Raw genomic sequence first — 12,499 nt, forward strand, 5'->3', positions numbered from 1 at the left:
AATGTTTAAGAGGTGAACATGGTGGCAATAAAACAAGACGAAATTAAAGTAGTTGTCGGAGCTGGAGTGTTTAATAATAATCCAGGCTGGATTCAAACGCAAGAAGATGAACTTAACTTACTAGATAAAGCTACGTGGGAAGAAAGATTTGAATACAACTCTATTTCAGCTATTTTAGCTGAGCATGTATGGGAACACCTTACTTTTGAAGAAGGTGTAAGAGCAGCTGAAATCTGTTATGAATTTTTAAAACCATCTGGTCATATTCGGTGCGGAGTCCCTGATGCATTCTTTCAGGATGAGGTATATCAAAATATAGTTCAAATAGGGGGACCCGGTCCGAAAGATCATCCAGCAGCAAGTCATAAAATCGTTCATAATTATATAACATTAACGAAAATGTTTGAAACTGCTGGATTCGAGGTAGTTTTACTTGAATATTGTGATGAAAATGGTCGGTTTTATTACAACGAATGGGATGCAAACGACGGTGTTATTTTCCGTTCGAAAAGGTATGATTCTAGAAATAAAGGCGATAAACTTGGTTTTCCATCGCTAATTGTCGATGCGATTAAGCGTTAATCATTCAACAAAACAGGAGTTAATCCTATGATTTCATAAGTCGCAAATGCGGCTTTTTTATTTGTACGCAAATCTATATTTAATTTTCAATATTATATAACTCGATTTAGAAAATATTTAAGTTTTTCTCAGCACCATTCACTTTAAATTAACACTTCGCTGACATAAATATTTATTTTATATTTATATTCGTGTAAAATGAGATGAGAACATATATTCTATATAAGGAGGCAATTAAAATGATAGCTGAAATTGGGAAACTAACTGGTGGATATATTGTAAAATTTGAACGCGAATTTCCATATACGGTAGAGGAAGTTTGGTCTGTATTAACAGAAAACAGTAAGCTGAAAAAATGGATGTCCAATTTACAGATTGAAAGCCTTAAAACTGGTGGAATAATAAAGTTCGACATGATGGACGGTTCATTCATAAACATTGATATTTTAGAGTGTCAACTAAACTCAGTACTTGAATTTACTTGGGATAAAGACCGTGTCCGATTTGAAATACATAAAGAGGAAAATGGTACTCTTTTATTCCTAAAAGAGTACATTCATGAATTAACAGATCATACACCGAGAGATATAGCTGGTTGGCATATTTGTTTAAATCTTTTTTCTTACGTTTTAGAAGGAGAAGAGAAAGAATTTTCTAAAGATGAATGGCAACAGTGGTTTGAAATATACAAGGATAAGATTAATGAAGTGAGAGGATAATTGCATAATAGGTAATATTCATTATGTAATTATTATATTGTAAAAATGCTTTTGTGAATAAATAAGAATAGAGGTTAATATGAAAGTAAATCAATTAATTGCTAATAACATAAATAAATTAGATGCAACTATACCGTTTAATAAATCGTTTGGAATTGCTGGTTTATCTGGATCGGGTAAAACAACTTTTTGCCAAACAATTGGTGAAGAATCAAAAAAACGATTAGTTTCTTTATTGCCAAAGGCTGAATATCAATATTTATTTCCTAACATTATGGAAACAAATTTTAGTGCCATTAAGATGGAAGAAATACCTTTAGTACTTTTTCTAGGAAAATCATCGATTTCGTCTAATCCGCGTTCAACGATTGGTACTCATACTGGTGTTTTTACAGAGGTTCGGGAAAAACTTGCTGAGGTATTTAATCTTTCTCCAGAGGTCTTTTCATTTAATAATCAATTAGGCTGGTGTACTGGTTGTAAAGGCCGTGGTACTACAAAAAATGTTGAGTGTAAAAAATGTAAGGGAAAACGTTATAGTGAAGAAATTGAACAACATGAAATTGATTTGTTGGACAAGCCACATTCAATCTCAAATATTAATGATTTAAGTATTGAATCTATTCTTTCACTAGCAAAAGAGTTAAATATTAGTGAAGAAAAACAGCATATACTGCAAAATATTATTAATATGAACATTGGTTATTTAACATTAAATCGAATTATGGGTACGTTATCAGGTGGAGAGTTAACACGACTTTATTTGGCCGAATTCATGGCAGTAAGTGAAAATGCTGTAATTATTATTGATGAGATTTCAGTTGGACTTGATCATGAAACTTTATTACAAATTTTAGAAGAGATTAAACGATTAGGGTGTAAAAATCAAATTTGGCTTATTGATCATTCAGATACAGTACTAGATACAACTGATGAGCAATTGTTCTTTGGACCTGGTAGCGGAAAATATGGCGGGAAAATTGTGGAAGAATCACCAAGACCAAAGTCAATACTGTGGGATCGAAATAAAGAAATACCAACAGAATATTATACATTGTATGATTTATATTGCCGTAATATCCAAATGGCTGAGTTTCAAATTCCTAAAAACAGGCTTGTAACAGTTACAGGAGAATCAGGATGTGGGAAATCTACACTTGTCAACGAATGTCTAGCTACAGATTTTTTGAAACGATATCCAAAAGATAAATTAGTTATGGTAGGACAAGACCGAAATCAATCAATTACAAGTCGATCAACTGTAGCAACTTTCCTAGATATTAAAAAGAAACTGACAAAGTATAGTGAAGACATTGATGATATTTTTGAGCGCTCGATTGAGGATATTATTGATGAACTTCCAAATGAAGATATCGCTTATAAACGTTTGAGCCTACTAATTAAATTAGGGCTTGGCTATTTAACATTAGAGAGAAAAACACAAACATTATCGACAGGTGAGTTTCAATGTGTTCATTTAGTTTCGGAATTATTTGCAAACACTAGAAATCCACATACATTATTTATTTTTGATGAGCCTTCAAAAGGTTTATCACAAAATATTTTAAATCAATTTATCGATAGTATTAGAGGTATTCTGCAAGATGAATCAGTTTCGATCATTATGATTGAGCATAATCGTTACATGTTAGAAAGCTCTGATTATATAGTTGATTTTGGAAAAAGGCAGAATGAATCTATAGAGCATTTGGATGTTGTCAATCATGAGGATTACTATCGTCAAAAAAGTAATGTGAATAGCACAGAGAAAATACACATCTCTTCAATGCTTAAGCAGAAAAAAGGGGTTCACTATTTAGAAGAAAATCATATTAACTATTTTAAAAATGCCGAAAATATTTATAAGGGCGGTATTTTAAAAAGTTTATCATCAATGGCTAGGTTAATTTATGGTGAATATGAATCTAATACAATCGCACCTGTTATTGCTATTGATCTTGAAAGACATTTATATAGTCAATATAGTTTCTTATATGAGATTGGTGGATTAATTAATCATATTGTAGCTGCTCATCCAATTAATAAAGATACGAGAAGTTTTGATTTCTATTCACAGGACAATCATTGTCCATCTTGTTCTGGACGTCTTCAAATTGAAGTTTTTGATAAAGATATTGCCATTCAAGATAAAAGTGTTCCATTTTGGGATGGGCTATTCGATCCAGAAATCATGAAGGTATTAAAATTTTATCAGCATGAAAAAATAGAATTTCTATTCGAAGAAATAAAAAATGAGCTTGGTCACGATTTGTCAAAGAGCTATAATGATATGTCAGAAGAAGAAAAGCATACGTTTTGGTACGGGTATTTTGAAAAATCATTTTATGATAAAAAAGGAAAGACACGCAGAACATGGGTAGGATTTAATACAATTATTGGTGGATATATTGTTATTTCAAAAGCACCTATTAAAGAAGAAATTAAAAGTTCAAAAAAAATGATGAAATGTCCAATTTGCGAGGGGACGGTTTTAAATCATCATAAACCACTTAAATTTGGTAACGTAGATATTCGTGAAATAATCAATCAGCCTATTAATGAAGTATTGAAAACAGTTGGTGATTTACCGACACTTGTTAAATTGAAATCTATTGTTGGTGGCGATATGGTATTGACAGAAGATGTTTCTTTATTGCCAAGAAAAGCACAAGTTGCATTGAAAATGTTTGAATTAGAACAAGCAAGCTTTTCAAACTATGAAATGGTGTTACAAAATGTTTTACCATTCTGGGGTGAAATAAAAGGAAATATCGAATCCATTAGTGTTAATAATCAAGTAACTGTTTGTGATTTCCCTAATGTTTATGAAACGAGAGAAAACATTATAAATAAGTATTTCACAAATGGTAAATATAAAAAACTTACGTATGTATACGAAGCGTTTGGATACAAAAAAATATTTACCCAAATTAATAAAATTAAAAAAAGTAATCCATGTCCATTTTGTAAAGGTAAGAAAGTGATAACCGAAGATAATCTACATGATGGTGTCTTTAAACTAACAATTCCATGTGTAACTTGTAATGCAAGTGGTATTAATGACGAAGGGTTAAAAGAAGTTGTCGAGGGCGTGGATGTACAAACGTGGTTAACTGGAAAAGTAAGTGATGTTGTGAATGAAAGCGTATTAACAGAAGCTGTTGGGCAAATACCAATTTTTAATCGTATTCGTGAGTTGGATAAACGAGATATGATGGCGGTTTATGAATGTCTTGAGAAAAATAACTAGTGATGGATTGTCAATTGCAGTAGTCATAAAAACAGGAATATAGGTTTTTAATTATATAAATATAACATGTTAAATTGTTATTTAAATCGTTAAAAATAGTTGACCCTCACATAATGTCATTGTTTATGATGAAGTTGAGCTTCAAAGTAGATGTAACTTATAGGAGGAAATCATGTTTAAAATAGGGGATTTTTCGAAACTATCTTCCATTAGTATACGTATGTTGAGACACTACGATAAAGTGGAATTATTACAACCAGTAAAAGTCGATGAGCAGAGTGGATATCGATTTTATTCAGCTGACCAATTAAAAAAGGTAAATCAAATTCAAACATTAAAAGCTATGGGGTTTAATATTGCTACCATCAAAGAAATAATAGAATGCGATAATGTAGATAGCATAAAAGAGCAATTTTTAAATCGTAGTGCTCAAATTAAAGAAGACATGAATAACCTCCAAAAACAATTACGTCTCCTCGAAGACTCAATGAAAACGATGAGAGAGGATGTTGTTGAGATGAATTATCATGTTTCAATAAAAGAAATTCCAGAAAGAACTGTAGCTAGTGTTAGAAAGATTATTCCATCGTATAATTGCGAAGGTGATTTATGGAGTGTATTAATGCAAGAAATTCAAATGAAAAATATTAGTATTGCCCATCCGAGTTATAGTATTGCGGTTTTCCATGATCGTGAATACAAAGAAAATGATGTAGATATAGAAATACAGCTAAGTATTCTAGGTAAGCACGAAAATACAAAAGACGTTACATTTAAAAATATGAAATCAACCAATGTAGCTTCTATAACAGTTAATGGAAGTTATGAACAGATGACAGCTGTAAATGAGGCTGCGGCAAAATGGATTGAGACAGAAGGTTACAAATTAGCAGGCCCGATGTTTAATATTTATCATGTGAGCCCAGCGATGGAATCGGATCCTAATAAGTGGGTTACAGAAGTTTGTTATCCAGTTAAATAATGATAAAGAAAAAAGGCATTAATTATATGCCTTTTTTCTTTGGAAACTTATCCATAAATATCAAGACAAATTACTTCGAGATTCGATTCGTCAACTACTAGCACAATTTTATTTGCAAATGTACAAAATGAGCGGATTGTAATGAATCATCTAAAAACCAACCAGTTGGTACTAAAGTAATGTAATCATCTATTTGGAAATTTCAGCAATGTTTAAATGAGCAACAAAAGCCGCCGTAATAAGGGGCTTTTGTCTTAAATAATTTAATGATATGTGTACCCTCCATCAGGAAACAATACATTACCCGTAGTAAAACTATTTTGCATTAAATATAGAACAGTATGTGCAATTTCATTATTATGGCCAGGCCTTTTTACAAGAGAAAGAGATTTATAAGATTCATAAGCAGCTAGTCTATTTTCGTTTTGTTCATTCTCTCTTTGTATTGTTCCAGGAGAAACAACATTAACTCTAATAGGAGCTAATTCTACAGCTAAAGCTTTCCCTAAACTTTCAATAGCACCATTGCAAGCTCCATAAGCAGGTGCCCCTTTAAGTGGTCTTTGACTAAATGCACCAGACATTAACACAATCGATCCAGAGTTTGAAAGAAAAGGAATTGCATATTTTACGGCATAATATTGAGGCCAAAACTTTCCGATGAAGCTACTTTCAGCAATTTCCTCTGTAGAGGTAATCGGTCCAAGTGTGTAAGAGGCTCCCGGTGTGAATAAATGATCAAAGTTCCCAACTATCTTGAAAAAATTTTGTAATTGCTCTTTATTTTGATTATCCAATATATAAGTTTGAAGATGATTGTTATTTATTACTTCTCGAGCAACTTTTAATTTTTCTTCCGAGCGTCCGGCAATAATAACATGTGCACCTTGTTTAATTGCTTGTGTTGCTGTTGCTAATCCAATACCAGAACTCCCGCCAATAATAACGATACGACTATCTTTTAATGTAGTAATAGACATATTTTAGCCACTCCTTTAATAAAAAAATTAGAATATAACTGCTATGCTTTTATTATTCGCTAAAAGGTAGCAAGTGAAAAGTACGCACTTTGTATGTACATAGTCGCAAATTTCGTACTAATCGCTATACATGCGGATAAGTAATAGGAAAAATTTCTAAATATGGTTTATCCCGCATTAACGGGCAGTAAAACTCCCACCTCAAAGTTAGGAAAATGTAAGGAAGTTAGGTAAGAGATCAATTGCCCGTAAAAGCCCGATTGGTTCAACTAATAATCAGTGTGGGATGAACAAAACCCCCACTGATTAAAGTTTCACTTTATGATATCTGAGGAGAGGTGAGAAAAATGGATTTACAAGAACCGAAGTTAAAAGGAGTAATAGCAACATTACAAATAATCGGTGGGAAATGGAAGCCACTCATTTTATTTATTTTGCTAACAGATGGAACGAAACGTTTTGGTGAATTAAAGAAATTAATACCAGATATATCTCAAGGGACGTTAGCAAAGCAATTACGTGAATTAGAGCAAGATCAACTAATAAAACGCGAAATTTATCAAGAAATACCACCTAAAGTAGAATATAGCTTAACTGAACATGGAAAAACAGTCAGTACTGTTTTGGATAGTATGTGTAGTTGGGGAAGAGGGCATTTAGAATATATAGATAAAGATAAACCATAAAAATGTTATGTAAACTTATTGTAGTGTGAAGGGAAATATTGTTTTAATAATTTGTATTTTATAATATATAATTAAGGAGTGTCGTAGGTTATTATACATATTTAATTTATTTTTACAAAGGGGAAGTAATAAGATGAACGAATTAGAGTATAAAAGCTTCTATGATAAAGTAGGAAGATTAAATGGATGGGATTTTAGCAAAATAAAATGTGAAACTGTAGGAGATACATGGGACTTTTATAGTGAGGTAAAAGAAAGGTGTAAACCATCACATATTTTACTTGATGTTGGTACAGGCGGAGGAGAAAATGTACTTAACATAGCATCATCAGCTAAATTGTTGATTGGAATTGATAATTCTAACGGCATGATTGAGACGGCACATTCTAACTTGAAAAAATCAGGTGTACAAAATGTTGAGTTTCTTCAAATGGGTTCTGAAGCTTTAACATTTCCACATGCACATTTTGATATTACTTCAAGTTGTCATGCCCCGTTTCTGGCATCTGAGTTAGCAAAAGTAATGAAAAGGGTGCCTTTTTCTTAACACAACAAGTAAGTGAGAATGATAAATTAAACCTGAAAGAAGCATTTGGTAGAGGACAATGCTTAGGTGAACGGGATGGTACTTTAAAAGAAAAGTATATGAATGAACTTATTAGTGCAGGATTTGATCTCGTGCAAGTACGTGAATATGATGTTACTAATTATTACAGTAGGTCTGAAGATCTCATTTTCTTATTAAAACATACTCCTATTATTCCTAGATTTGGAGAACAGGAAGAGGATTTTACTATTTTACAAAAGTTCATTGATACGTATAGTTCTGAAAAAGGGATTCGTACTAATTCAAAAAGATTTATGATTATTGCTGTAAAACCTTAATGTATTTTATCGTAAAAGTTGCTTTTCATTTAAGGAAAGGCAGCTTTTTTATATGGAAACAATGCAGGGGAAATTTGAAAAAATAGAAATAAGTAAAGTGTTAATTAAAAACCGAAATATGGAGGATATTTGTTTTGAAACGTTAGTGTACTAGCAATAAAAGAAGCTAACATATTCATACTAAAGTTGTAGTTTCTATATGAAAAATCCATCCTTCCGTTTGATTTTATCTATTTATAAGTGTAATACAATACGAATAGATAATAAGAAATGAGGGGGAATGTAAAGTGATTACACATATATCAGATATAAAACTACAAACGGTTTCCATAGAAGGGGTAAAACAAGTTTATAAGGACATATTATCTTTTCCAATAAAAAAAGAAACAGCATCCTTCATTCAATTTGAAGTAACACCTTATACAACAATTAGTTTTCAAGAAGTGTATGAACCAATCGCACCTGCACATTTTGCTTTTGAAATCCCATATTCAAAATTCCATGAAACAGCAAAATGGTTAAAGGACTCTGGATTACTCATTGTAAAATGGCAAAATGGAAATGTAATTGGTGAAGAGAATGGTCTATTCAATTTATACTTTAAAGACGGAGATGGAAATCTACTCGAAATTATCGCACATAGTTATGTTAAAGAGGATGTATTAGTACCACACTCACCTTTAAACATTTTATACGTAAGGGAAATTGGTCTTCCTGTTAAAAGTGTACCTGTTTTTACGGAATGGTTAAAATCAAATCTAAATATGAAAACGATGGAAGATGGGGATATTTTTAACTTTGTTATAGGTGGCACTGCATATATCGTCGCGACTTGGTGGCAGCGACCTTGGATTCCAATTGCAATGAAAGCTCTATCACCGAAAGTACACGTTTCTTTCGGAACACCAGACGTCGCATTTTTACAGCGAATCCAAAATAACTTTAAGAAAAATAGTGTACCATTTGAATGTAAACGTAATGAAGTATCATTTATTGAGCAAGGATATACATTTTCAATTGTGCATACATCAGAGTTTCATTCGGATATTCCTAAACAATTAAACTTACCGCTTTCTATTTAAGGATGGAAAGCGGTAAGTTTTTTGTATATTCGTGAAGAAGGTTTTAGCTAGGATTATAGTGAATTTAAAGAGAAGTATAAGGTGTTATTCTAATTTATGTTAAGGGGGGAAATAAAGTGGTTTTAGGTAATCCAATTGCAAAAGGGAATACAGCAGAAATTTATTTAACTGATGATAAGGTTGTAAAATTATTGAAAGATTACCTCCCAGATACAGAGTCTATGAATGAAGCAAAAAAACAAAAATATGCGTATTCATGTGGGTTGCCAGTTCCAAACGTATTTGAAGTGAAAAAGATACAAAATAGACAGGCAATTATTATGGAACATGTAAAAGGGGACAACATTGGTGATCTTCTGCTTAATAATTTAAATGAGGCAGAGCGTTATATCAGCCTTTGTGTTAATGAGCAAAAAAAGATCCATGCTATACATGTGAATACAGATGAAATGGAGTTAATGAGGGGAAGGTTAGAGCGTCAAATTAAATCTGTACATAAATTGGATGAACGCAAAAAGAAGGATATATTACAAAAATTAGATTTTATTACATTTGATTTTAGGCTATGTCATGGAGATTTTCATCCATTTAATTTGATTTTGAGTAAGGAAGAGAAAGTGAAAGTTATAGATTGGGTAGATGCTAGTTCAGGTGATATTCGCGCAGATGTATTTCGAACATACTTGTTGTACTCAAAATCTTCGGTAGAATTAGCTGAGATGTATTTACATATATATTGCAGTCGTACCGGCATATCAAGAGATGAAGTTTTTCAATGGGCTCCTATTATTATTGCAGCTAGATTTTCTGAAAAAGTATCACCGCAAAATGAAGTGTATTTGAGAAGATTATTGAATCAGTATTTATAAGTCATAAAAAAGGTTGTCAGCTAATTAATAAATGCTGTTGTTTAACCAAAGTTTCCTTGCAGTTAAACAACAGCATTCTTAAATATTGATATAGGTATTCTTATTTTCGATCTTCATCCTATAAAGGTTCATAATCCGTACTTGTTCCTCCGTTAATTCTTCTTTATCCCAATACATATGCATTAAGCTATATTCAAAAATCTCCTTTAATTTAATAAATAACGGAAACTTGTCTTTCATCTCTTTTGGTAGCTCATTTTCCTCTTGGTAGCCTTCAAATAGTGCTTTTGTAATAGAATACTCATAGTCAACGATATTCCCATTTCCAGCAAATGAATATTCTATCGCACTATAAATAGGAACGGCTAAATCGAATATGTAAAAATGTTTTTCGCAGTCTTGAAAATCTATCATTGTTAAGTTTGAATTATTTTCGACTAAAATGTTTTCTAACCATAAATCTCCGTGTATTAAGCCGTAATTTGAAGGGGATTTTGGTAGCTCTTTTATGGAAGTTAAAACGTCAGATGCAATTTCTCTTATTGTATTTTCTTCTTTAGGGATATATTTAAGAAAATTATATTCTTCATTTTCATACCAATCGTTTATATGTTTTACTGGTTTAATCTTTTCAAAGCTTTTAGATATACGATGTAATTTTCCAATTTGTTTACCAAGTTTTTTAAATATATTAGAATTCCATTCAGACCTTGGTAAATGTATACCAGGAGCAGCTTTATATAATACAGCAAAAATCTCCTTGTCTAATGTGAATTTTTCTACAAAATTCCCTTGTAATGAAGGGATTATTGGTGGAACACCTAAACCATTTTGATATAAAAAATTTGTATATAAAACTTCCTCTATCTGTTCTTCATATGTTTTGTAGTTTGTAATTCTACTGAAGTATGTACCTTGTTCTGTAAGACATTCATACATCTCATTTGTTATTGGCTTAATGTTAATAAAATTCAACGGATACTGTTCATTTATGAATTGAAGTATTTCTTTTTCTAGCTTGTTCATTGAAACGTCCTTTCCAAACCTTAATTTTTTAACTTGGGAATTAAAAGAATTTTATTTTATAAAATTCGTGTTTAATTTTTGAAATCCTTTAAAATGAAATATGATGTAAATTGACCTTTGATAATTAGTAAGGTGTTGCCAACATACTCATTAACGCTAAATTGAAAAATGAATAGAAGGTATGACAAAATAAGATAGATGAAAAAATATAAAATTAATACTTATATATAGATTATAAAGACTTTAGAGAAAGGCTCATGTTATAAAACACAAGAAATATCAAAAGAAAGAAACGCACTTCTCCTATACTTTTAAATAAGGAGTGAAGGAAATGAATGAACATATACAGCAGATGATTAATTGGATTGAGAGCAATTTAAAAAAGAGATTTTCATTAGATGAATTATCTCGTTACATGGGGTATTCTCCTTATTATTGCTCTTTTAAATTTCATCAAGTAACGGGTTTCAGTATTAGACGTTATATTCTTCTTAGAAGGTTGTATTTATCTACGGAAGATTTAAAGAAAGGTAGGAAGATAATTGAGGTAGCGTTGGATTACGATTACTCTTCCCAAGAGGCTTATAGTAGAGCTTTCAAAAATGTTTTTGGAATGAATCCAAGAGAATACCAACTTAACAAAATGCCTATTCAATCATTTGTTAAACTAAATTTAAATAAAGAAGGGGGGTTTAAAATGAATATTTCTAGAAAAATAGAGGTTGAACAGTTACCAAATAGGAAGAGTGAGCTATTTGATAAAGAGGTACTTAACATATTAAATGGTCAAGTTATGTATGAAGAATTTAAAAACGAAAAGCTAATGGGTGATTCTGATTATGCACCATTTAATGAGGCAATGTGTGTGAACTCGGCTACTACTCAAGTTTTTAATGAAGAGTTTATTAAAACAAGAGCGAAAGGACATAACAGTTCAGTAGAAAGTTATATAAAAAAGGTTATAGATCCGTTAGAAAACCTTTTTACGAAAAAGTATAAATGTATTATTCTATGGTTTGGTGAAGATATGTTTTGCCAAATGAACCTACTTACCATACTTTCTCACCTTGAACAGTCTGCTTATGAAGGGAAGGTATACTTAAATAGCTTTAGAGAGGATGAATTTAAAGTAAATCAAATTGAACTTGAATTGGGGAATTATTCTTCTATATACAATGAAGTATTAGTAAACCATAAAAAGACCTCTCATAAGGTACCACCTGTAATGTATCAGGCTATAGACTTATTTTTAGAAATGTTAACAGAAGATAATGCAGTAATGAAATTCATCTCTAAAAATAAAGATTTATCAACTCGTGAATTATTAATAAAGTTGTTTTATCTTTTTCCAACAATCGGATATGGGGATACTCAGTACATAGAGCTGATTAATAAAATAAAGAAGAAAGCTACACCAAAAATATAGGTGCAGCTTTCT

Annotated in this window: 10 protein-coding genes and 1 pseudogene; 9 read left to right on the plus strand and 2 right to left on the minus strand. The window is 31.3% G+C overall.

Annotated elements, in window-relative coordinates; genetic code table 11:
- Positions 1-21 precede the first annotated feature (21 nt).
- The 4 genes from BUA87_RS04125 to BUA87_RS04140 all read left to right on the plus strand — a co-directional run bounded on the left by BUA87_RS04125 (position 22) and on the right by BUA87_RS04140 (position 5,533).
- Positions 22-582, plus strand: coding sequence for a class I SAM-dependent methyltransferase (locus BUA87_RS04125; RefSeq protein ID WP_025118314.1), 561 nt, complete (start codon positions 22-24; stop codon positions 580-582).
- A gap of 239 nt (positions 583-821) precedes the next feature.
- The gene (locus tag BUA87_RS04130; RefSeq protein WP_071714869.1) at positions 822-1,301 is read left to right on the plus strand and encodes an SRPBCC family protein; all 480 of its coding nucleotides are present in this window, start codon (positions 822-824) and stop codon (positions 1,299-1,301) included.
- Positions 1,302-1,380: 79 nt separating this feature from the next.
- Entirely contained in the window at positions 1,381-4,551 is a 3,171-nt protein-coding gene (locus BUA87_RS04135; RefSeq protein WP_000867736.1) for an ATP-binding cassette domain-containing protein, read from the plus strand.
- Positions 4,552-4,723: 172 nt separating this feature from the next.
- The gene (locus tag BUA87_RS04140) at positions 4,724-5,533 is read left to right on the plus strand and encodes a MerR family transcriptional regulator (RefSeq protein WP_000472642.1); all 810 of its coding nucleotides are present in this window, start codon (positions 4,724-4,726) and stop codon (positions 5,531-5,533) included.
- A 263-nt stretch (positions 5,534-5,796) separates the two neighbouring features.
- On the opposite strand, the gene BUA87_RS04145 is transcribed toward BUA87_RS04140, so the two are convergent.
- Positions 5,797-6,513, minus strand: a complete 717-nt coding sequence (locus BUA87_RS04145) for an SDR family oxidoreductase (RefSeq protein WP_016512798.1) — start codon at positions 6,511-6,513, stop codon at positions 5,797-5,799.
- 347 nt (positions 6,514-6,860) lie between these two features.
- Here BUA87_RS04145 and BUA87_RS04150 point away from each other — a divergent pair, with 347 nt between their 5' ends.
- From BUA87_RS04150 to BUA87_RS04165, 4 genes and pseudogenes are all read left to right on the plus strand, one after another.
- Positions 6,861-7,199, plus strand: coding sequence for a winged helix-turn-helix transcriptional regulator (locus tag BUA87_RS04150; protein WP_000365523.1), 339 nt, complete (start codon positions 6,861-6,863; stop codon positions 7,197-7,199).
- A 133-nt stretch (positions 7,200-7,332) separates the two neighbouring features.
- Positions 7,333-8,084 (plus strand): annotated as a pseudogene (locus tag BUA87_RS04155) (class I SAM-dependent methyltransferase).
- A 287-nt stretch (positions 8,085-8,371) separates the two neighbouring features.
- Positions 8,372-9,166 carry a VOC family protein gene (locus BUA87_RS04160; RefSeq protein WP_000627922.1) on the plus strand — a complete coding sequence of 265 codons (795 nt, stop codon included), beginning with the start codon at positions 8,372-8,374 and terminating at the stop codon, positions 9,164-9,166.
- A gap of 116 nt (positions 9,167-9,282) precedes the next feature.
- Positions 9,283-10,035, plus strand: coding sequence for an aminoglycoside phosphotransferase family protein (locus BUA87_RS04165; protein ID WP_000242844.1), 753 nt, complete (start codon positions 9,283-9,285; stop codon positions 10,033-10,035).
- A gap of 78 nt (positions 10,036-10,113) precedes the next feature.
- Here the strand turns inward: BUA87_RS04165 and BUA87_RS04170 are convergent, their stop codons facing one another.
- A complete protein-coding gene (locus BUA87_RS04170) occupies positions 10,114-11,061 on the minus strand; it encodes a phosphotransferase enzyme family protein (RefSeq protein WP_001037123.1) in 948 nt (315 codons plus the stop codon).
- Between the two features lie 331 nt (positions 11,062-11,392).
- Between BUA87_RS04170 and BUA87_RS04175 the strand changes: the two genes are divergently transcribed.
- Positions 11,393-12,487, plus strand: a complete 1,095-nt coding sequence (locus tag BUA87_RS04175; protein WP_072938507.1) for a helix-turn-helix domain-containing protein — start codon at positions 11,393-11,395, stop codon at positions 12,485-12,487.
- Positions 12,488-12,499 lie beyond the last annotated feature (12 nt).

Source organism: Bacillus sp. bc15 (genome assembly GCF_900142585.1).
In the GTDB taxonomy this organism is placed as follows: Bacteria; Bacillota; Bacilli; order Bacillales; family Bacillaceae_G; genus Bacillus_A; species Bacillus_A cereus.